Annotated in this window: 22 protein-coding genes; 12 read left to right on the plus strand and 10 right to left on the minus strand. The window is 66.2% G+C overall.

The annotated features are described in order from the left end of the window. The first annotated feature begins 8 nt into the window (after positions 1-8). Positions 9-758, plus strand: a complete 750-nt coding sequence (locus tag RCP37_RS17745; RefSeq protein ID WP_308484300.1) for a TetR/AcrR family transcriptional regulator — start codon at positions 9-11, stop codon at positions 756-758. Here the strand turns inward: RCP37_RS17745 and RCP37_RS17750 are convergent, their stop codons facing one another. After that, positions 759-1,934 carry a thiolase family protein gene (locus tag RCP37_RS17750; protein ID WP_308484301.1) on the minus strand — a complete coding sequence of 392 codons (1,176 nt, stop codon included), beginning with the start codon at positions 1,932-1,934 and terminating at the stop codon, positions 759-761. It abuts the gene before it with no gap. A 124-nt stretch (positions 1,935-2,058) separates the two neighbouring features. Between RCP37_RS17750 and RCP37_RS17755 the strand changes: the two genes are divergently transcribed. The 3 genes from RCP37_RS17755 to RCP37_RS17765 all read left to right on the plus strand — a co-directional run bounded on the left by RCP37_RS17755 (position 2,059) and on the right by RCP37_RS17765 (position 5,047). Further along, positions 2,059-2,682: a TetR/AcrR family transcriptional regulator gene (locus RCP37_RS17755; RefSeq protein WP_308484302.1), complete on the plus strand. Its 624-nt coding sequence runs from the start codon at positions 2,059-2,061 to the stop codon at positions 2,680-2,682. Between the two features lie 67 nt (positions 2,683-2,749). Beyond that, a complete protein-coding gene (locus RCP37_RS17760; RefSeq protein ID WP_308484303.1) occupies positions 2,750-4,273 on the plus strand; it encodes an oxygenase MpaB family protein in 1,524 nt (507 codons plus the stop codon). Between the two features lie 15 nt (positions 4,274-4,288). Then, positions 4,289-5,047 (plus strand): nuclear transport factor 2 family protein, encoded by a 759-nt coding sequence (locus tag RCP37_RS17765; protein WP_308484304.1) that lies wholly within the window; start codon positions 4,289-4,291, stop codon positions 5,045-5,047. A gap of 32 nt (positions 5,048-5,079) precedes the next feature. On the opposite strand, the gene RCP37_RS17770 is transcribed toward RCP37_RS17765, so the two are convergent. Together RCP37_RS17770 and RCP37_RS17775 are read right to left on the minus strand one after the other, a co-directional pair. After that, positions 5,080-5,967 (minus strand): enoyl-CoA hydratase/isomerase family protein, encoded by an 888-nt coding sequence (locus tag RCP37_RS17770; RefSeq protein ID WP_308484305.1) that lies wholly within the window; start codon positions 5,965-5,967, stop codon positions 5,080-5,082. Further along, positions 5,964-6,656, minus strand: a complete 693-nt coding sequence (locus RCP37_RS17775; RefSeq protein ID WP_308484306.1) for a hotdog family protein — start codon at positions 6,654-6,656, stop codon at positions 5,964-5,966. The genes RCP37_RS17770 and RCP37_RS17775 overlap by 4 nt, the downstream gene beginning before the upstream one ends. A 68-nt stretch (positions 6,657-6,724) precedes the next feature. Between RCP37_RS17775 and RCP37_RS17780 the strand changes: the two genes are divergently transcribed. The 8 genes from RCP37_RS17780 to RCP37_RS17815 are packed head-to-tail and all read left to right on the plus strand — an operon-like array spanning position 6,725 to position 16,001. Then, complete coding sequence (locus RCP37_RS17780; protein WP_308484307.1) at positions 6,725-7,564, plus strand: enoyl-CoA hydratase/isomerase family protein; 840 nt, start codon at positions 6,725-6,727, stop codon at positions 7,562-7,564. A 17-nt stretch (positions 7,565-7,581) separates the two neighbouring features. After that, positions 7,582-8,388: an enoyl-CoA hydratase/isomerase family protein gene (locus tag RCP37_RS17785; protein ID WP_308484308.1), complete on the plus strand. Its 807-nt coding sequence runs from the start codon at positions 7,582-7,584 to the stop codon at positions 8,386-8,388. Continuing rightward, the gene (locus RCP37_RS17790) at positions 8,385-9,173 is read left to right on the plus strand and encodes an enoyl-CoA hydratase/isomerase family protein (protein WP_308484309.1); all 789 of its coding nucleotides are present in this window, start codon (positions 8,385-8,387) and stop codon (positions 9,171-9,173) included. Before RCP37_RS17785 ends, RCP37_RS17790 begins: the two co-directional genes overlap by 4 nt. Next, complete coding sequence (locus RCP37_RS17795) at positions 9,173-10,642, plus strand: class I adenylate-forming enzyme family protein (protein ID WP_308484310.1); 1,470 nt, start codon at positions 9,173-9,175, stop codon at positions 10,640-10,642. Before RCP37_RS17790 ends, RCP37_RS17795 begins: the two co-directional genes overlap by 1 nt. Continuing rightward, the gene (locus tag RCP37_RS17800) at positions 10,632-12,155 is read left to right on the plus strand and encodes a class I adenylate-forming enzyme family protein (protein ID WP_308484311.1); all 1,524 of its coding nucleotides are present in this window, start codon (positions 10,632-10,634) and stop codon (positions 12,153-12,155) included. Before RCP37_RS17795 ends, RCP37_RS17800 begins: the two co-directional genes overlap by 11 nt. Beyond that, complete coding sequence (locus RCP37_RS17805) at positions 12,148-13,674, plus strand: class I adenylate-forming enzyme family protein (protein WP_308484312.1); 1,527 nt, start codon at positions 12,148-12,150, stop codon at positions 13,672-13,674. The genes RCP37_RS17800 and RCP37_RS17805 overlap by 8 nt, the downstream gene beginning before the upstream one ends. Before the next feature lie 22 nt (positions 13,675-13,696). Next, on the plus strand, positions 13,697-14,518 hold the full coding sequence (locus RCP37_RS17810) for a mycofactocin-coupled SDR family oxidoreductase (RefSeq protein ID WP_308484313.1): 822 nt from the start codon (positions 13,697-13,699) through the stop codon (positions 14,516-14,518). 7 nt (positions 14,519-14,525) lie between these two features. Next, a complete protein-coding gene (locus tag RCP37_RS17815; RefSeq protein ID WP_308484314.1) occupies positions 14,526-16,001 on the plus strand; it encodes an ANL family adenylate-forming protein in 1,476 nt (491 codons plus the stop codon). 22 nt (positions 16,002-16,023) lie between these two features. Here RCP37_RS17815 and RCP37_RS17820 read toward each other — a convergent pair whose 3' ends face one another. The 7 genes from RCP37_RS17820 to RCP37_RS17850 form a co-directional block, all read right to left on the minus strand. After that, positions 16,024-17,220, minus strand: coding sequence for a cytochrome P450 (locus RCP37_RS17820; RefSeq protein WP_308484315.1), 1,197 nt, complete (start codon positions 17,218-17,220; stop codon positions 16,024-16,026). Further along, the gene (locus RCP37_RS17825) at positions 17,217-17,621 is read right to left on the minus strand and encodes a hypothetical protein (RefSeq protein ID WP_308484316.1); all 405 of its coding nucleotides are present in this window, start codon (positions 17,619-17,621) and stop codon (positions 17,217-17,219) included. The genes RCP37_RS17820 and RCP37_RS17825 overlap by 4 nt, the downstream gene beginning before the upstream one ends. A gap of 14 nt (positions 17,622-17,635) precedes the next feature. Next, positions 17,636-18,331, minus strand: coding sequence for a hypothetical protein (locus RCP37_RS17830; RefSeq protein ID WP_308484317.1), 696 nt, complete (start codon positions 18,329-18,331; stop codon positions 17,636-17,638). After that, positions 18,328-18,456 (minus strand): hypothetical protein, encoded by a 129-nt coding sequence (locus tag RCP37_RS17835; RefSeq protein ID WP_308484318.1) that lies wholly within the window; start codon positions 18,454-18,456, stop codon positions 18,328-18,330. Before RCP37_RS17835 ends, RCP37_RS17830 begins: the two co-directional genes overlap by 4 nt. Before the next feature lie 14 nt (positions 18,457-18,470). Beyond that, complete coding sequence (locus RCP37_RS17840; RefSeq protein WP_308484319.1) at positions 18,471-19,265, minus strand: CbbQ/NirQ/NorQ/GpvN family protein; 795 nt, start codon at positions 19,263-19,265, stop codon at positions 18,471-18,473. A gap of 22 nt (positions 19,266-19,287) precedes the next feature. Continuing rightward, complete coding sequence (locus tag RCP37_RS17845; protein WP_308484320.1) at positions 19,288-20,820, minus strand: nitric oxide reductase activation protein NorD; 1,533 nt, start codon at positions 20,818-20,820, stop codon at positions 19,288-19,290. A gap of 120 nt (positions 20,821-20,940) precedes the next feature. Continuing rightward, complete coding sequence (locus tag RCP37_RS17850) at positions 20,941-21,546, minus strand: hypothetical protein (protein WP_373693199.1); 606 nt, start codon at positions 21,544-21,546, stop codon at positions 20,941-20,943. Positions 21,547-21,619 lie beyond the last annotated feature (73 nt).

Consider the following 21,619-nt stretch of genomic DNA (forward strand, 5'->3'; position numbering starts at 1 on the left):
TACCCGCAGTGGCAAAGCAGCCAGTCGCCGAGAAACGGCAACGGCGCGAACGCGGATCGATCAACCCCGATGACATCATCGACGGCGCGTTCGAGCTCGCCGAACAGATCGGGGTCGACAACCTGAGCATGCCGTTGCTCGGTAAGCATCTCGGCGTCGGCGTGACGAGCATCTACTGGTACTTCCGCAAAAAGGATGACCTCCTCAATGCGATGACCACCCGGGCCCTACGCCAGTACACGTTCGCCACCCCATACGTGGAGGCCAAGGACTGGCGTCAGACGCTGAGCAATCACGCACACAGCATGCGGTCGACGTTCCTGGGCAATCCGATCTTGTGTGATCTCATCCTGATTCGGGCCGCACTGAGCCCGCGGGCCGCGCAGCTCGGCGTCCAGGAAGTGGAGCGGGCGATCGCCAGCCTGGTGGAGGCCGGCTTGTCGCCGCAGGATGCTTTCGACACCTATTCGACGGTCTCGGTGCACATCCGCGGGTCGGTGGTGCTGCAGCGGCTCTATGAGAAGAACCGGGCATCGGATGCCGAGGGGCCGTCCGATTTCGAGGAGGCCCTCGTCATCGACCCGGCCGTGACCCCGCTGCTGGCAGAGACCACCAGGCAAGGGCATCGAATCGGCGCAGCAGATGACGCCAACTTTGACTACGGGCTCAACTGCATTCTCGATCACGCCGAGCGGCTGATCGAGCAGAACGCCAAGCCGGCGCGGCGTCGCGCCACGCCGGCTTCGGCCAAGCGCTAGCTAGACCTCGATCACCACCGCGCCGCCCTGGCCGCCGCCGGCGCACATGGCGGCCACACCGATGCCACCGCCACGCCGCTTCAGTTCGTAGAGCAGCGTGGTCACCATCCGGGCACCGGATGCGGCGATCGGGTGGCCGAGGCTGCAGCCGCTGCCGGAGAAGTTCACCAGCTCTTCGTCGATGCCGTATTCCTTGCACGCCGCGATCGGCACCGAGGCGAACGCCTCGTTGATCTCCCACAGCGCGACGTCGCCGACGGACAGCCCGGCCCGCTGGAGCACCTTGCCGATCACCTTGACGCCGCCGAGCCCGGTGTCACGCGGTGCGACACCGACCGAGCCCCAGGCTTTGACGGTGCCCATGACGGTCAGGCCCTTGTCGCGGGCGTAGTCGGAGTCGACGATCGCGACCGCGGCCGCGGCGTCGTTGGTGCCGCTGCTGTTGCCGGCGGTGATCGAGAATCCCTCGATCTCGGGGTGCAGCACCTTCAGGCCCGCCAGCTTCTCGGCTGTGGTGTCGCGGCGGGGGAACTCGTCGACCTTGAATTCAACTACCGATCCGTCGGGGAGCTCGACCTTCAGCGGGATGATCTCGTCGACGAACTTGCCGGCGTCGATCGCAGCGATCGCCCGCTGATGCGACCGCGCGGCCCAGGCGTCCATCTCTTCGCGGGTGATGCCCGCCGCCTGCGCGGTGTTCCACCCCACGGTGATCGACATGTCGCGGGTGGGCGCATCCGGGGTCTCCGGGTGCGTCGGAGGCATCCAGCGCTCCTCGAACTTCAGCTCGGGACCAGGGATGCGCCAGTTCGTCAGCGGCGTCATCGACAGCGACTGCACGCCGCCGGCGATCAGCACCCGCTCCATCCCGGAACCGATCTGCGCCGATGCGTTGCCGATTGCGGTCAGACTGCCGGCGCAATGCCGGTTGACCGACTGGCCGGGTACCGACTCCATGCCGCACGCAGCAGCCGCGTAGCGGGCGAGATCGCCGCCACCGTAGTGGGATTCAGCGAAAATGATGTCGTCGATCTCGGTCGGCTCGACGCCGGACCGGCGCACCACCTCGGGCAGCACCGTGGTGATCAGCGTCTCGGGGGGCGTGTTGACCAGTGTTCCCTTGAACGAACGTCCGATGGCCGTACGAACGGCGCCGACGATGACAGGTGTAGGCATTTTTCCGACCTTACATTATTCGCCGTTTTTGTAAAGTACGTGATCGCGCCCGCAGCGTTCGGCGTCGGCCTTCACGAAGTTTGCGGGCGGTCCGGCACCCAGATGACGCGGTAGCCTGCCCGCCATGACGCCGGACAGCGCGAATCAATGGCGGGGCACTTCGTCGGCCGAGCGCGCCGACGATCGACGGCAACGGCTGATAGACGCCTGCGTGGAGGTCCTGGGGCGCGACGGCGCGTCCGGACTAGGCGTCCGGGCCGTCTGCCGGGTGGCCAACGTCAGTCACCGCTACTTCTACGACTTGTTCCCCGACACCGACGCCTTATTGCTAGCGGCATATCAACAGGCCGTACAACAGTTGCTCGCCGAGGTCGGATCAGCCATCAATGCCAGTGGCACGGATATTCGCGAACAACTGCGCGTCGGTTTCGACGCGGCCACGGCCTTCTTGGAGGAGAACCCGGCATATGGCCGGTTGATCTTCCAGGAGGCACTGGCGAATGAGGCTCTGCGACGACATGCGGCGCCGGCCCTGCCGGCCTTCCTGCTCGCCGCACGGGAAATGGCCGAACCGGGTGGCACGTCGGCAGCCCATCCGCTTGAGACGGCCCTGATCTCCGGTGGGCTGGCGGCAATATTCATCGAATGGCTCTCGGGAACGGCCGCATTCAGCCGGTCGGAGTTGGTCGACTACTGCACGGACTCAATGATGGCAATCCTGTTCCTGGGCCGCCGGCCGCCTAAGTAGTTGACAGGCGTCAACCCATGGGACACACTCGTGTCCCATGTCGGTTAGTGGCTTACCGGATTACCCGGTGGCAGAGCTGGGACCCGAGGGCTTCTTTGGGCCGGATTCGTTGGCGTGGCAGGTTTTTACCGCCCCGGCCACAGCCCTGATGATCGCGCAGATCACCAATCTGCTGGAAGTACCGCACATCGACTTCCAGTCGGTTCTTGTCGATCACGACCCACTGTTCCCGACCAATCGCAAACGTCAGCGGGGGCTTGGTAGCGCGCGTAAAGATGGCTATTTCCATGACCGGCTCCGCCGAACGTTGAGCGTTCCTTTGCCGATTCTCTTTGCGGACAAGCAGTCCGCCGTCGCGTGCGCCGACCGCTTGATGCACTACCACCGGCCGATGACCGGCCAGCCCACCGAAGACGCCCCCGCGTATTCGGCGACGTCGCCGGAGACCATGTTGTTCGGCGCGGTCACGATCTCCCACGCCGCGCTGACGGCATACGAGCGGTTCGCGTTTCGCCAGGGGCGGCTCCCGCGGCGCTTGAGTGTGGCCGATCGTGACCGGTACTTCGCTGAGATGTCAACGCTGGCGATCATGATGGGTGTACCCGCCGCCGACGTGCCGATGACCGCAACCCAGGTGGACGCCTACTACCGGTCGATCGCCGCCAAGTTCAAGCTTCGTCGTCGCTTCCGCAGCGCTCAGTTCAAAGCTGCTGCCGCACTGGTTGTTCCTAGAGGGTGGCGTGATGTGCCGAAGACAGCTGGCGACATTGGGCTGATGGCCTCAGCCGCCGTCGCATGCGCGGCATTACCACGCCCGTCGCGTCGCCTGAACGGGCTGCCCGCCGTCGCAGATCCGATGCTCTACGCGCTATATGCGGCGTCCCTTCCGCTGTTCGCACTCTTGAGCTTGCCGGGAATCCGGTCGCTCGTCTTGCGCTGGTACCTCGGCGCTGCAGACACCGCCACGCTCACCGCGGCGCGGCGGACACTGTCACCCCCGAGCAAGCCCCGCAGCGTTCCAGGCATTTGCATGACCGACCCCAGCCCTCTGCCGGCGGGCACCGGGCCGATTGCAATGACTGAGGCCGAAGCGTTGGCATTGTTCGACTCGCTCGCATCCTGCCCGGTAGCGACACTTCGAGGTCGCTGGGCAGGGCGGGAGGTGCTGACCGGAGGTCCGTTAGACGGCGCATTGGCCAACGTGTCGTGGTACGGCAAACAATTCGACGGAATTCACGCGGTGCATCCGCTGATGGTCCGCGACAGGGCCGGACACCCCTTTGCATTGAAGCCGTCGGCGGTGCCGATGCGGTTGATCTCGCACCCGATCCCGGCGCCACGCTGGATACCGAGACTCGCACCGCGACTGGTAACTGCACTCAAGCCGATCCTGCGGGCGCGCACCTACGGAGCGGATCTGACAACCACAACTTTTCGTGGAGTTACCACGGCCGCGATGGCCTACCGCGATAAGCCCGTGGTCGACGTGTTCCGGTTGGTTGACGAAAGCACCGTACTGGGGTTGATGGATTATCCCGGCATGTCCAAGCCCTGTTTCTTTGTCCTGCACCGTGATCCACAGACATCGTGATCAAAGGAGACCGCAATGTTCGATGAAGCAAAATTTCAAGAAGCCCTAGCCCAGCCCCGCTTGCAGGGCCACGTCCCGGAGTTTCTTCACTCAAACCGGGCGGTTCCCATTCGGGTCATCCAGGAACCCGAACTCCAGGCGATGACCAAACAGTGGTTCGTCGACTTCGACCGCAAGCTGGACCACTACAGCACACACTTCAACACGGACCTGTCCTGGGTTATGACCTGGGCGAAGAAATACTGGTGGAGCTTTTTGGTCCGCGACATGGACATCAACAACGAGTTGTACGCTCCCGACGTCACCTACACCGACGTCACTACCTTCGGTCGAACCATCGTCGGTATTGATGACTTCGTCACCTACAACTTCGCGTTCTTCGAAGCGATCCCGGACTGGCGTTATGACCCGCTGCCCGACCAGGTCTATATCGACGTCACACCAGAGGGCAAAGTCCGTACCATGATCCGCTACATCGGCAGTGGCCACTGGAGCGGCGGGCTGAGGCTGCATCCCTACGATGAAACGGCCCCCGTCATCTACGGCGACGGCCGTTTCATCCAGGCTCCGGCCGTCGATCGGTACCACTTCAACGCCGACGGACTCATGGAGGAGGGCGAAACCCTCTACGACATCCTGGACGGCCTGCAGCGCGGTGGCGTGCTGCCCCGCGACGACAGCTGGGCGCTACGCACCCTGTTCTCCGCATCCAAAATCCCGGCCACGCTCAGTCGCGTACGCCAGCGCATCCCGATCCTGCGCAAGCACACCTAAGCCCGCGTCAGCGCTGATCGCGTACCGGCAATTCACGGCTCCGGGACGTGGAAGTGCTCGTCACGCAGCCGGAACGCCTCCTTGGTTCCGTGCTGCGCCCGGGTCTTGACGAAGTTGAACTCCCCCGGCGCGAACTGCAGGTTGGTGCCATAGGCGTGAAACAGATAGCTGGCCACCTCTTCGCCCTGATACGCCTGGCTCTGCTCGACGAGCCGAAACGCCTCCTTGGCGATGACGACCCCGTCGGCGGGCATCTTCGCGGCCTTGCACGCCCAGTACCGGGCCCGCGCGGTCACCGCCGCCGGATCGCAGGTCTCGGTGAACACCCCCAGATGTTCGACCGACGCGGCCTCGATGATGTCCCCGGTCAACAACAGCCGCCGCGCCAGCACGGGTCCGAGGCGGTGAAAGAACATGTGCAGACTGCCCAGCGCCGGGCCCAGAAACCGCGTCGCGGGCATGCCGATCTTGGTGTCACGCGCGACCACCGAGATGTCGGTCATCAGCGCCATCTCGAAACCGCCGCCGAGCGCATACCCACTGATCTCACCCACTGTGACCTTCGGGAAGCCCATCAGATTGTGATAGAAGCCGAAAGATTTGCGGTCCACGGTAAGTCGGCGTCGCTGGCTGGGCCTGCCCTTGTCCGCCGGCTGCGCGGTCTCCCCGCGCCCGCCGTACCAGCCGTAGGCGTTGTTCATGTCGGCCCCGGTGCTGAACACTCCTTCGGCGCCCCGCAGCAACACCACGACCAGATCGTCGTCCTCGGCGACCCGGTCCAGGCAGCGGGCGACCGCGTCGCGCATGGCCGCATCGTAGGAATTGCGCCGGCCCGGGTTGTTCAGCGTGATGGTCGCGATGCGCCCGTCGGGATCGACATCGAAGAGCACGCGATCGTCGGCGGTCTGGGCTGCGCTCATCGGTGGGACCCCTCATCTTGTCTGCGGCCGAATCGAATGGCACTCAATTTGTTCGGCGGCGCCGCCGCCGTGGTGACCTCGCCGGTACACAGCAGCTCGCCGCGATGCAGAAGCCGCGCAGTGGAAGCGATACCCCGCTCCACCTCGGTTCGCACGATGTTGAAGTCCAGCTCGGTGAGGATCGGCGTCGGGCGCCGGTAAGTGACCAGCAGTGAGCGGGTACGCCCGGCCGAGCCCGCCGCGCAGCTCTGATGCTGAGTCACGCAATCGAAGAACACCCCGAGAAAGCCGCCGTGCACCAACCCCGGGGGCCCTTCGTAGGGCAGTGGGAAGGTGACTGTGCCCGAGGCGGTATCGCCATCGAGGTGGTCGAATCGATACTCCGGGAAGCACGGGTTGAACGATCCGACGTCGAATGCGTGCGCCAGGTAGACCCGACCGACCGAGCCATCAGCCGATTCCAGGCGGGGCATGGCCTCCACCGGGGCCACTGCAGCCAGTTGCCGCTCCCAGTCGGCGAACTGCACCAGCATGTCGTCCACCAGCGGATGCGGGTGTTCCAAGGCGAGCAGCAGCCCGGTCAGGCGGCGCATGGCACCAGCAACCGCGACGGTCTGCCCCAGCGGCAGCTCGCCGAAACGGGCGGCATCGCCGGCCGAAACCACGAAGTTCCCCGAACCGTCCGCCATAGGCCTTTCTCCGCCGAATCGCGCTAATCGTATAGCCTACTGTAGCTATCACGATATAGCGTTGAAAGGTGGACACCACCGTGGCCGACTCCCCCGATTCCGGGTCCGGCTCAGCCCCCGAAGGCGCAGTGACGGCGCAACGTGACGGCACGCTGCTCCGCCTGACCCTGGCGCGCCCGGAACGCCGGAATAGCCTGAGCTCGTCGATGACCGATGCACTGGTCACGGCCCTGACCGAGGCGGCAAGCGACGACACGCTGCGCGCCATCCATATCCGGGGCGCCGGCGATGATTTCTGCGCCGGCGCCGACTGGGTGGCCACCAATGCCGGCGGCCAGCGACCCCGCACCGGAGATCTGGTGCGCCGCGTCCCGCACGCCGCGCACCGGGCGATCGAACTGCTGCAGACCATCCAGTTGCCCGTCGTGTGCAGCGTCCGGGGTTGGGCGGTGGGCCTGGGCTGCAACCTGGCGCTGGCCGCCGACTTCACGGTGGCCGCCACCGACGCGGTGTTCTGGGAACCGTTCGTGGCGCGCGGCTTCAGCCCCGACTCGGGATCGACCTGGCTGCTGCCACGGCTGGTGGGACTGGCTCGGGCCAGACGCATGCTGCTGCTGGGTGAACAGGTCAGCGGCGCATCCGCGCAGGATTGGGGACTGATCCACCAAGCAGTGGCGCCGGCGGACCTGGACTCGGCCACCGAAGAGCTGCTGGCCGCCTTGGCGCAGGGCCCCACGGTAGCGATCGGCCTGACCAAACAGGCACTGCATCACGCACAGCATGCGACGTTGCCGCAAGCCCTGAACCAGGAGCTGTTCAGCCTTGAACTCAGCTGCCGTACCGGGGATTTCAAAGAAGGCCTAGCCGCGTTCGCGCAGCGGCGACCACCTGGCTTCACCGGCCGCTGAGAAGGAAAGAGACGGCAATGCCGACGTTCGACACCATCGACTACGACGTGCGCGGGCACACCGCCACGATCACGCTGAACCGCCCCGAGGCGCTCAACGCGCTGAGCCCGCACATGGTCACCGAACTGCGGACCGCCTATGCCGAGGCCGAGAGCGACGAGGCGGTGTGGGTGGTCATCGTCACCGGCACCGGGCGGGCGTTCTGCACCGGCGCCGACGTGAAGGAGATCCCCGGCGACGGCAAGGTGATCAACGAACGGCCCTATCTGTCGACCTACGAGCAATGGGAGGCTCCGCAGGAGGGCACTCCCCCGTTCCGGACGATGGCCAAACCGGTGCTGGCGGCGATCAACGGGATCTGTTGTGGCGCAGGACTGGACTGGGTGACCACCTGCGACATCGTGATCGCCTCGGACCGTGCGACGTTCTTCGACCCGCACGTCTCGATCGGCCTCGTCGCCGGTCGCGAAGTGGTGCGGTTGGCCCGCGTACTGCCGCGCTCCGTCGCGCTACGGATGGCCATGATGGGCAAGCACGAGCGTATGGACGCACAACGCGCCTACGACCTCGGCATGATCAGCGAGGTGGTGGAGCACGACCGACTGTTGACTCGCGCCCACGAGATCGCCGACATCTTGAACTCGAACGCTCCGCTGGCGGTACGCGGAACGCGGCTGGCGATCCTCAAGGGCCTGGATCTGCCGCTGCACGAGGCGGAGATGCTCGCCGAATCGTTCCGGGAACGCAACCTGCACACCCAGGACTCACTGGAGGGGCCGCGGGCCTTCGTCGAGAAGCGTGCACCGGAATGGCAGTGCCGATGAGCAGCGAGTTCACCACGGTCCTGCTCGACTTCGACCGCACCGCACACGTCGCGACCATCACGTTGAACCGGCCGGACCGGCTCAACGCGTTCGACCGCACCATGTGCGAGGAGATGGCCGCGGCATGGCGGATCGTCAAACTCGATACGGAGGTCAACGCCGTCGTGCTGCGCGCCGCCGGTGACCGGGCATTCAGCGCCGGACTGGACATCAAGTCCTCCTACGGCCAGCCCGACAACGTCTGGAACCACGAAGATCCCGGCGAATTGCTTAGCCCCAAGTGGCAGAAGATGTTCAAACCGGTCATCTGTGCCGTGCAGGGCATGTGCACCGCGGGTGCGTTCTACTTCATCAACGAGGCCGACGTGGTGATCTGCTCGGACGAGGCCACGTTCTTCGACTCCCACGTCTCTGCCGGACTGGTCTGCGCACTCGAGCCGGTCGGGCTGATGCGCCGAATCGGGTTGGGCGAAACCCTGCGGATCGCGCTGATGGGCAACGATGAGAGGGTCAGCGCCGACACCGCGTTGCGCATCGGCATGGTGACGGAAATCGTTGCGCGCGAACACCTCTGGACGCGAGCGCACGAGATCGCCACCACCATTGCGGCCAAGCCGCCTTCGGCCACCCAAGGCACGGTGAAGGCGATCTGGGAATCCCTGGACAAGCCCTACCGCGCCGCCCTGGACCAGGGCCTGATCTACACCAGACTGGGCAACCCACTGGGCAAGGCCGAACTCGACGCGCAAACGCCGCGCCCCGCCGCACCGCCGCGGATCCGCTGATGACGCATCCGCTGAGCCGGCGCATCGCCGCCGTGCTCGATCTGGCGCCAGAGGCACCGGCATTGCAGTACGACGGCCGGTGGTCCTCCTGGTCGCAACTCGGAGCCCTGGCGCAGCGCATCGCGGAACTGACACCGCCTGGTGGACGAGTTGGGATCCTGCTGCGCAACCGCCCCCCGCAGGTGGCCGCCTTACTCGGGGTCTTGCTCGCCGGGGGCTGTGTGGTGGTGATCAACCCGTCGCGCGGCGATGACCGCACCCGCTCCGAGATCACTGCGCTGGAGCTGCCGGTGATCATCGGGCACGCCGATGACCTGGCCGCCCTGGTCACCGCGACACCGTGCACCACATTGGTGACGATCTCCGATCTCACCGCAGACCCACAGATCACCGCGGCCAGCGAGCCCAACCTCGATCCGGGGCGCCCCGGCGTGGCGGTGTGGATGCTGACCAGCGGAACGACCGGACCACCCAAGCGCGTCGACCTGCGGTACGACATGCTGGCGCACAGCGTGATCGGCCCCGACCCCGAGCATCTCCCCGCACCCACCCAATTGCGCCGCGGCATCGCGATCGTCAACGCCCCGCTGGTGCATATCGGAGGCGTGTACCGGGTGTTGCAGTGCATCGCCGAGGCACGATCCTTTGTGCTGCTGGAGCGATTCGAGCTGCAGCGCTGGGTCGAAGCGGTACGAACTTGTCGGCCGCGCGCGGTCTCGTTGGTGCCGGCCGCATTGCGCGCGGTGCTGCATTCGGACCTGAGCCGCGAGGATCTGGCCGGGATCCGGGCGGTCACCTCCGGGACCGCGCCGCTGTCCGCCGACGACGCCGACGCGTTCACCGCCAAGTTCGGCATACCGGTGCTCACCTCCTACGCCGCAACCGAATTCGGTGGCGGTGTCGCCGGCTGGACCCTGGCCGACTATCAGCAGTACTGGCAAGCAAAACGCGGCAGTGTCGGACGCGCGAGCCTCGGCGCGCAACTGCGCGTCGTTGACGACGACGGCGCGCCGCTCGGCGCCGATCAGCCCGGGCTGCTCGAGGTCAAGCCCGGCCAGCTGGGGCCCGCTACGGACTGGATGCGCACCACCGATCTGGCCCGTATCGACGCCGACGGCTTCCTGTGGATCCTGGGCCGGGCGGATCAGGCCATCATCCGCGGCGGATTCAAGGTGCTGCCCGACGATGTGCGGGTCGCGCTGGAAGCACACCCGGCGGTCAAAGGTGCCGCAGTCGTGGGCCGTGCCGACGAGCGTCTGGGACAGACGCCGGTGGCGGCCGTCGAGCTGCGTTCTGGAGCCTTCGCCGACGCCGGGACGCTGACCGAGTTTCTGCGCGGCCGGCTGGCCGGCTATGAGATTCCGACCGAGATCGCGATCGTCGACGTCATCCCGCGGACGCCGTCAGGAAAGGCCGACCTGGGCGCGGTTCGGGACCTGATCGGCATGTCGAGCAAGCATGCTCGCTGAGACCCTGCCGCAGATCCTGCGCACCCAAGCGCGGAGCCGCGGCACCCACCCGCTGCTGATCTGCGACACCGAACGGATCAGCTACGCCGACGCCGAGCAGCGCTCCGCGGTGTTGGCCCGCCGACTCGTTGCGCTGGGCGCCGGCAAAGGCAGCCACATCGGGCTGTTGTATCCCAACGGCCCAGCGTTCGTGGTCGGCATGCTCGCCGCGGTCCGGATCGGCGCGGTGGTGGTCCCATTCCCCACCCTGTCAACGGCTCCAGAGCTGCGCGACCAGCTGGCGCACAGCGACGTGCGGATCCTGCTGGCCGCCGAATCCTACCGATCGCACGACTACCGGGCGCGGTTGACCGAAGTCCTCGGAGACGTCGATATCGATGGCGCAGCAACGCTGTTCAGCGTCCACGCGCCGCAGCTGCGCCATGTGCTGTTCGACGCCGAACACGGTGGCACGACCGACGTGGACATCTTGGACGACTTGGAGGACCTGGAATCCGGGGTCGACGGCGGCGACTCGCTGGCGATCATCTACACCTCCGGCTCCAGCGGCACACCCAAGGGCACCGTGCACAGCCACGCCGCCCTGATAGGCCACCAACGCAATCTCAACGCGATCCGGCGACTCACCGCCGAAGACATCTTGTTTTGCAATTCGCCGTTCTTCTGGATCGGCGGGTTCGCGTTCGCGCTATTGGCCACGATGCTGGCCGGATCGACACTGCTGTGTTCCAACGCCGCCGACCCCGCTGCCACGCTGGACCTGCTCGAAGCCGAGAAGCCCACGCTGACCAATGGATATGTCGCCAGCATCGCCGCCCTTGCGCAGCACCCGAGCTTCGCCGGACGCGATGTGTCCACGCTGCGCCGCGGCAACCTCTACCCGATCATGGCGCCAGGCGCCCGCCCGGCCGATCCCGAGCTGCGGCACAACATGCTCGGGCTGACCGAGACCGGCGGCGTCGTACTGCTCAGCGGCGACGAGACCGACCAGCCCGAACACCGACGCGGAAGCTTCGGCATACCGGCCCCCGGCTTTGAGTGCCGGGTCGAGTCCGGCGAACTGTGGGTGCGCGGCCCCTACCTGATGCAGCGCTATTACAAACGCAGCCGGGAGGAATGTTTCGACGCCGACGGCTGGTTCCACACCGGCGATTTGGTCCGCACCGACGACGACGGCTACTTCTACTACCTGGGCCGACAAGACCGGGTGATCAAGACCGCGGGAGCCAATGTGTCTGCCGCCGAGGTGGAGCGAGCCATCACCAAGGTCACCGGCGGCGCCGTCGCGCATGTGTTCGCCGTGCCCGACCCGGACCGGGGTCAGCTGGTGGCCGCGATCATCGTGGCCGGCGACACCGATGTCGACGAGGGACAGTTACGCGCGCGGCTTGCCGCCGAGCTGTCCGCCTACAAGATCCCGCGCCGAATCACCTACGTCCCCGCCGCGCAGATCCCGCTGCTGTCCAGTGGGAAAGTCGATCTGCGACGGTTGGCGGAGGTGCTCGATGCCTGAGGCTCTGACTGTCGACACCGTGGTGCGCTCGCGCGCCTGCGCACATCCGGCCAAACCGGCGGTGATCGACCCGCTCAACCGGCTCAGCTACTTAGACCTCGAGGTGTCATCGCGTGAGCTGGCCGCGGTGTTGGTGCAGGCTGGTATCGGCAAGGGCAGCCGGGTGGGGCTGATCATGCCCAACGGTGTCGACTGGGTCCGCATCGCGGTCGCCGTGACCCGGATAGGGGCGGTGCTGGTCCCCCTGAGCACGCTGCTGACACCACCGGAACTGGCCGCGCAGCTGCGTGTTGCCTCGGTGCAGTTCCTGATCAGCGTCCAGGAGTTTCGCGGCCGCCGTTACCTCGATGGCCTTCCCGAGGATCTTGCGTCGCTGCAACGTATCTGGACAGCAGAACAGGTGGCCGACGCGGTCGCCGAAGCCGGACCCACTCGAATCGTCGACGCCCTGACCGCGACCGTGACGCCCGCGGACCCGATGCTGATCATGTTCACCTCCGGCAGCAGCGGCCCGCCCAAGGGGGTGCTGCATTCGCACGGCAGCGCGCTGGGAGCGGTCGCCTCCGGCCTGGCCACCCGCTGCATCGACGCCGATACCCGGCTGTATCTGCCGATGCCCTTTTTCTGGGTCGGCGGCTTCGGCGGCGGCGTGCTCTCCGCACTGCTGGCCGGGGCGACCTTGATCACCGAGGAGATCCCGAAGCCCGAGACCACTTTGCGCCTGTTGGAATCCGAGCAGGTCACGTTGTTCCGTGGCTGGCCGGACCAGGCCGAAGCACTGGCCCGCCACGCCGGGGCCACCGACCTCTCGGCGCTACGGCCCGGCAGCCTGGAGGCGCTGCTGCCGCCGGCATTGCGCGCCGAGCCCGGGGCACGAGCCAATCTGTTCGGGATGACCGAAGCGTTCGGGCCGTACTGTGGCTATGCCGCCGACACCGACCTGCCGCATTCGGCGTGGGGAAGCTGCGGTAAACCCTTTGCCGGCATGGAGGTTCGGATCGTCAACGCCGATACCGGCGTACCGGTGGCCCCCGATACGGTCGGAATGATCCAGCTACGTGGGCCGCACACACTGCGCGGCATCTGCGGTCGCACTCGGGAGGAGGTCTTTACCGTCGACGGCTTCTACCCCACGGGCGACCTGGGCCGCCTCGATCGCGACGGGTTCCTCTTCTACCACGGTAGATCCGACGACATGTTCAAGGTCAGTGGCGCCACGGTCTACCCCAGCGAAGTCGAGAAAGCCCTGCGCAGCATCGCCGGTGTTGCGGCCGCGGTCGTCACCAACGTGACCGACGGGGAACGCAACCGAGTGGGAGCGATGGTGGCCGGCGACGGGCTGACCATCGAAGCACTGCGCGATCGATGCCGCGATCGGTTGAGCTCGTTCAAGGTGCCGGCGGTATGGCTGATGGTCGCCGGACCCGATGCCATCCCGCACGGACCGACCGGCAAAGTGGACAAACGACGCGTACGAGACATGTTGACCGCTGAGTATCACGCCGATACACAGGCGTGAACCAACAACGGAGGGAACGGATATGACAGACCGACTGACCGACAAGGTGGCATTCGTCACCGGCGCAGCACGAGGACAGGGACGCGCCCACGCGGTACGGATGGCGAGCGAGGGCGCAGACATCATCGCGGTGGACGTGGCCGGGAAACTGCCCGACTGCGTGCCATACAACCCGGCAAGTCCCGAAGATCTGGCCGAAACAGTCCGACTGGTCGAGGCCACCGGGCAGCGCATGGTGTCCGCGATCGTCGACACCCGCGACTACGACGGCTTGCGTGAGGCGGTCGCCGACGGGGTCGCCAAACTCGGGCGCCTCGACATCATCGTCGCCAACGCCGGTGTTGCTGCCCCGCAGGCCTGGGATGCCATCTCCCCAGAGAACTTTCGCGATGTCATGGACATCAACGTGACCGGCACCTGGAACACCGTGATGGCCGGCGCCCCGCACATCGTCGCCGGGAAGCGCGGCGGCTCGATCATCTTGATCAGTTCGGCCGCCGGGATCAAGATGCAGCCGTTCATGGTCCACTACACGGCCAGCAAGCACGCCGTCACCGGAATGGCCCGCGCGTTCGCCGCCGAATTGGGCAAGCACGCAATTCGGGTCAACAGCGTGCACCCCGGCCCGGTCAACACCGACATGGGCACCGGCGACATGGTCAGCGCGCTGGGCCAGGCGATGGAGACCAATCCCCAGCTGTCGCAGATGCTCACACCCTTCCTGCCCACCTGGGTAGCCGAACCGGAGGACATCGCCGGCACCGTGTGCTGGCTGGCCAGCGGCGACTCGCACCTGGTCACCGCCGCGGCGATTGCGGTGGATCAGGGCTGCACACAGTACTGAGCACGCCATGGAACGGTTCAGCGCGGCGCTGTCTGCGAGCTTGAACAGCTACGGCGCGGCACCGTGCATCGAGTTCGAACGGCACTGGTACTCCGGCTACGACATCACCGGATACGTCGCTTCCGTCGAGGATCACCTGCGGCGGGCCGGAATCGGCCCCGGCGAACCGGTCGGACTGGTGGTGCGCAACCGAGTACCCCACGCTGCCGTCATCCTCGGGTTCATCGCCGCCGAGCGGCCGGTCGTGATGATCTACTCCTACCAATCGACGCAGGCCATCGCACGCGACATCACCGCGCTGCGGCTACCGGCGGTCCTGGCCGACCGGCAGGATTGGAGCAACGAGGCGATCGAGGCTGCCGGCGCCCGCGGATCCGCCGCGATCGCGCTGTCCGATCGGCCGCTGGATGTCGAAACACTCACCCCACGAAAACAGCTCGACGATAACCAGGCCGAGCCGCAACAGCGCCGCCCTGGCCTGCACATCCTGAGCAGTGGCACCACCGGACCCCCCAAACGGGTACCGGTTGACACAGCGGCGTTGCAGCACACCGTGTCGACCATGACGGTCGGCCGGACTCCGCTCCCCGACGATCCGCCGGAGTTGGTGTACTGGCCGTTCGGCAGCATCGGGGTCTGCCAACTCCTGGTCGGACCGTACCTGCGCAAGCGGGTCGTACTGCTGGAGAAGTTCACTGTCGAAGCGTGGGTGCGCGCGGTCAAGACGTACCGGATCCGGCGGACCGGTGTGCAGCCCGCGATCCTGCGGATGCTGCTCGACGCCGACGTCGCCAAGGAGGACCTCGCGTCTTTGGAGTACTTGCCCGGGGGTTCCGGGCCGCTCGAGCCCCAGCTGCGTGAAGAATTCGAGACCCGCTTCGGCATACCCCTGCTGTGGGCTTACGGCGCAACCGAGTTCGCCGGATCCGTCTGCGCCTGGACACCGGAGTTGTACCGCCGCTACGGTGCTGACAAGCTGGCCAGCTCCGGCAGGCCACTGCCCGGCGTGCAGGTGCGCATCATGGATCCAGACAGCGGCGACGAGGTGGCGGTCGGTGAGCGCGGCGTGCTGGAAGCCCGGATAGACGTGGTGCGTCCGGGCTGGATCCGCACCACTGACATCGCGTCGGTGGACTCCGACGGTTTCATCACCCTGCACGGCCGCGGCGACGGAGCGATCAATCGGGGCGGGTTCAAGATCCTGCCGGAAACCGTGCGTGCCGTGCTCATCATGCATCCGGCGGTTCGTGACGCCTGCGTGGTCGCTATCCCCGATCCCCGCCTTGGCCAAGTGCCGGCCGCCGCGGTCGAACTGCGGGAAGGCTTTCCGTCGCCGACCGCCGATGAGCTGATCGGCCTGGTGCGCGAAACACTGCCCAGCCATCATGTGCCCGTTGCCATTGCCGTCGTCGATGAGCTGCCACGCAACGCCGCGCTCAAGGTGCGCCCCGCCGACGTCGCCGCGCTGTTCGACACCGGCTAGGCCGCACGTGGGGCGCCGAGAGTCAGGCGGACGGCCCGATCCTTAACTGCAGCGTGGGCAGTGCGCACGTCGCAGACGGCCAGGTGATCTCCGGAACGAAGCCAGGGGCGAGCTCAAACTCAGGAATACGGGCCAGCCACTCCGAGACGATGAGCTTGAGTTCCATGCGAGCCAGGTGCGAACCCAGACAGCGGTGTGGTCCGCCACCGAATCCCCAGTGTTTGTGGACCTTTCCATCGAGGACCAGCTCGTCGCCGGAGCGCTCGTCGGACCCGTCGCGATTGATCGCACCGAGACAGAGGCGCACCTGGGCGCCCGCCGGAAGGTCGACGCCGGCAACCGTGACCGGGCGAGTTGTCGCTCTTCCGACGACCGGTGCCGCAGGTTCGAGGCGGATCATCTCCTCGACAAAGACCGCGATGCCGTCGGCATCGTCGCGCAACCCGGCACGCAACTCGGGCCGGCGAGCGAGTTCCAGCATCGTTGCGCCGATCGTTGCGGTGACGGTATCCAGACCTGCCAGCACGAACACCAGAGACAGCCCGATTGCCTCACTGTCGCTCAGCGAGTCCGCACCGCGCAGCAGCTCGGAGAGAACGCCGGGGAACGGATCCTTCCGTTGTTGCGCAACCGCTTCAGCGAGATATCCGTACAGTTCCACCGTTGGGGTCAGATCCACGCTCGAGGGGTCATTCGCGAGACTCAACGCAATGATTGCGTCTTTCCAGGCGACGAGGCGGTCTCGATCCTCGAGAGGTAGCCCGAACAGCGTGAGGAATACCTGCGAGGGATAGGGGGTGGCCAGCTCGGCCATCACCTCACACCGGTCACGCTCGGCGATCTCGGAGATGATCTGAGCGGCCTGCGCCTGCAGCGAGGGCAGCAGGGCGATCAGAGTCTGTGGGCTGAAGTAGCGATGCAGCAGCTGCCGATAGCGCGTGTGCTCGGGCGGATCGAACCCCAACGGCACCAGCGGGACCGGGCTGATCATGTCGTCGTAGGGGATCCTCGACGAGAACACCTCCCAATTGCGCAGTGCGGCGAGAACATCTTCGCGGCGAGTCAGGTAGTACCAGCCGTCGCCGGCCAACACCGGCCCGAGATCACGCAACGCCGCCCAACCTTCACCGCGATCGCGGGCCATCGGCAGGTCAGCGTAGGCGACGTAGGGCAGTTCGGGTGCTACGTGTCCATCGGTCACGGGCGCAGCGGTGCTCATCCGCCCGCCTGTTGTTCGGCATTCTGTTTGGCCTGGCGGGCCTGATACCGGTCGACCAACTCCCGGAAGCCCAGCCGGTGGTATTGCGGGACAGGCTGGATACCCCAGATGTCCTTGGCAGTGTCCTTGCCCTCGGCGCCCTCTGGAGGCCCGAGCGGCGGGTAGGGGTACTTGCACTCCAACGTGTCGTCGGAGAACCGGGTCTTCAGCAGTTCGCTGCAGATCTGGGTGAGACTCAGCGTCGGATAGCCGTAGTAGACCGCCATGAACGGCAGGGTGAATGCGCCCTCGATGACGAGCGCCACCAGGCACACCAAGGTGGCGCGCTTGATCCACTTGTGCATTCGCGCGTAGTACGCGGTGGTGCCCGGCGGCAGTACTTCGGCGGCAGGTGTTTCCATCATCGGCCCCTTTATCAGTCGGAGAAGATTTCCCGGTTGACGGTGTGCAGGTACGGGATCGCTAAAAACGGTGTGATGTAGAAGATGTCGTAGAGCCACCAGCCGATTACCGGGAAGATCACCCCGGCATAGCGCACGTCGGCGTACATGGTCATGTTGAAGACGTAGAGAATCCAGATGAGTACGCCCATCCAGCAGGTGACGATCATCCATTGGTGACCCCAGCGCTTCATCTGCAAAAAGCCGATCGCGGCGGCGCAACGCATCGCGAACACCGTGAGGATCATGCCGAAGACCATGGATTTCTCGCCCGGCCCAGCGGCGCCCCCGACCCACAGTTCGTTGTAGTGCCAGAAATAGCCGGCGTCGAACATGTGGCCCCAGCCGATCATCAGCACCCGGTTGATCAGGGTGTGATTGGCGACCAGGTCCAGCGACCAGCCCAGGCTGTTGAGCATGCCGTCGATCAGCACCAGATATCCGATCAGGGTGACGATCATGGGCCGCACCGCCAGACCCGCACGCTGGGCCTCGCGTTGCAGCCAAACCCCGCGTAGGAAGATCGGCAAACCGATAAAGCCGGGCACCCACATTCCCATCAACGCTGCGCCAGCAATCATCCAGCGGTCGGCTCGGCGCTGGGCGCCACGCGATTGCGTCTCATGATCTTCGAGCGCGACGAAGTTCGTCGCCGAGGCCGGCGCACTCACAGCTGCCACCAGCCCCGGGCGAAGGACATGTACAGCTGGATGCCGAACATGATGGCCAGATAGCCGTAGATGAAGACCTGAAAGACGATCAATGCTCGCTTGCGGTTACGTTCTTGCTGGTCCACGTCCGCTTCCTTTCCTAGGGGCGCTCGGTCTCAGTGGTGAGCACGCTGGCGGCCACTTCACGTAGGCCATCGTGAATTCCGCCGTCGGTGGTCAGCGGCGCCAGGATGCACGCTTCGGCGGCCTCGGGCTCGCTGGCGCCGGCGGCGACCAGTTGCGCGGCGTTGACCAAGGTGCGCGTCGAGGGCGGTTCGAAGTGCAACGCCTGGTCTGCGGTGCGCAGGGCGATGGCGCACTGCACCAGGCGATCGGCGATCTGCGGTTCGACACCGGTCTCGGCCACGATCACCTGTGCCTCGCGCTCCGGGGGTAGGTAGTGCATGGGCAGCGTGGCGAACCGCTGCCGAAAGGACGGCTTCAGCTCTTTGAGCGACCTCCGGTAGGCGGGGTTGTAGGAGCAGACCAGCATGAAGGTGTCTGGCGCCGTGATGGTTTCACCGGCCCGATCCAGGTACAGGGTGCGACGGTGATCGGTCAACGAGTGCAGCACCGCCAGCGAGTCATGCCGTGCCTCGACGACTTCGTCGAGGTAGCAGATCGCCCCGGACCGCACCGCTTTGGTCAGCGGCCCGTCGGTCCACACCACGTCACCGCCGGCCACCAGGAAGCGGCCCACCAGATCCGAACTGGTCAGGTCGTCATGGCAACTGATGGTGATCACCGGCCGGCCCAGCAGCAAGCCCATGTGTTCGACGAGCCGGGTTTTACCGCAGCCGGTCGGGCCGGTGAGCATCACCGGGATGCGGCGCAGGTAGGCCCTCTCGAACAACTGCACTTCGTTGCCGTTGGCGAAATAGACATCGCTGCTCATCGGGCTCCTCGCACGTCGTCGGTCATGCTGCGGTCAGTTCGCGGTGTACGTGGGCCAGTACGCGCGGTAGCTCCGCGACCCGCCGAATCCGTTGGGAACGAAGCGGTCCGAACACCTCGGGGAGTGGATCTACGCGCACGGGCCCGACGCCGACGTAGTACACGCACACGCCGGCCTGGTCGGCTTCTTCGACGGCATGCGCGACATCGGCCCAGGCGTATCGGCCTTCGTAGCCCTCGTCGGACATCAGTCCATCACCGATCATGATGAGCAGCCGCCGCTCGGAAGGCTGCGCCAACAGCCGGCTGGTCAGATGTCGCAGCGGTGCACCCAGCCGGGTGTAGCCGCCGGTGCGCAGTCCCAGACCGCTCGGCGCGACGAACTTGCGGTCGCCGAAGTCTTTGAGGCAGTGCACTTCCACGTGGTGGCGGGTGTTGCCGGTGAACGCGAAGATGCCGTGGCGCTGACGGGCGCTCGTCATCGCTGCCGAGAGCGCGTCCGCGCAGGCCAGCTCCAGGCCGAACAGCCGGCCACCATGCACGCCCAGCGACGAGCTCGCATCGAGCAGCACCGCGGTGGTCACGTCCCGGCCTGCCGGTAGCAACTCCCGGAAGATCCGCGGCTCCCCCGCCTCCCCGGCGAGCATGTCGAGGCGGTAGCTGACGTAGGCGTCGACGTCGAGATCGGATCCGTCGGCGAGCCGGTTGGTCATGGCGCGCACGGTGTGCTGCTCGAACCACTTACGCAGCTCGATCGCGGCCGGTGAGGGCTCGCCCGATGGTGTTCGCCGGTCGCGCTCCACCACCGCGACGTGGTCGGACAACAAGCTGCCGGTGTGCATGTTCCACTCCGGGTAGGGGATGCCGGCTCGCCGGTCGCGACCGAGAAAGCGATCGTCGTCTTCGGGTCGGCTCGGTGGCGGCATGGTGGTGTTGCGAACTCCCCCGTCACCACCGACCGGTACCGAATACGGGCGGGGGCGCCGCTTTTGGTTGCTGGACCACGGCATGCGGCCAAGGCGGCGCACCGAGGAGGTCAGGCGCCCCGGCTCGGTCCAGGCGGCCGGCAGCGTTCCGGTCAGTGGATGCCCGGCCAGCGGCTGCCGGGTGCGCGCCAAGACGGTCGCGCGGTCGAACATCTCGGCGGCCGCCATCTCGGGATCGGCGGGATCGAGGTCCGGCAGCACCCGCTGCAGCTCGGCCACCAGGCCCGGCCACCGCCCAGCCACCCAACCGAGTGCCACCTGCGACTCGACGAACGTCAGGGCCAGAAGCTCACGCGGCGATAGGTCGGCCAACCGGTACTGCGCGATTCGCTCCTTGGAGGGCGAACATTGCAGCGCCACCCCGCAGGTCAGCGTCCGTCTGGTCCAGCCCGGCCCTGAGGGATGAGGGGGGTGGGGCACGTAGACGGTCGACAGATTCGGGTTCAGGCTGAAACTTCTTCGGGCGCCGGTCATCAACCGTGCACCGTCGCGGCGTCGGTCGCTCAATGCGACTGCCGTCAGCGCACAGCTGGTCTCCAGCGCCAGGGGGTCCACGCCTACCCCGGTCAAAAGGTTCCGATGCTTGAGAACATCCAGTACCAGAACGCGATGATCAAACACGTTCCGCCCCACGCGGCGACGTAGCGGAGTATCTCCCAAAGCCAGGTCATCAGGGTTTCCTATCGTTGATCAGTCGGAGAAGATCTCCCGGTTGACGGTGTGCAGGTACGGGATTGCCAAAAACGGTGTGATGTAGAAGATGTCGTAGAGCCACCAGCTGATCACCGGGAACACCACACCGGCGTACCGCGCATCGGCGTACATGGTCATGTTGAACACGTAGCCGATCCAGATCACCACGCCCATCCAGCAGGTCACCACCATCCACTGATGACCCCACCGCTTCATCTGCAGAAATCCGATCGCCGCCGCGATACGCATGGTGAAGACGGTGAAGATCAGCCCGATCTCCCAGCCCTTCTCGCCCGGGCCGGCCGCCCCGCCGATCCACAACTCGTTGTAGTGCCAGAAATAGCCGGCGTCGAACATCGCGCCCCAGCCGTTGAGCAGCACGCGGGCCAGCAGGGTGTGATTGGCCACCATGTCCAGTGCCCAGCCCACGGCGTTGATCGCGGCGTCGATGATCACCAGGTAGCCCAGCAACGTCACCAGCATGGGCCGCACCGCCAGACCGTCGCGTTGGGCCTTGCGCTGCAGCCAAATTCCGCGCAGGAACAGTGGGAGGCCGAAGATGCCCGCCGCTGCCGTGCCGATCAGCATGCCGCCACAGATCATCCATCGGTCTGCCCGGCGCTGGGCGGCCCGTGACAGCTCCAGGTGCTCATCGAGACCGAGCCCGTCGCGCAGT

The organism is Mycolicibacter sp. MU0102, assembly GCF_963378105.1.
Lineage (GTDB): Bacteria > Actinomycetota > Actinomycetes > Mycobacteriales > Mycobacteriaceae > Mycobacterium > Mycobacterium holstebronense.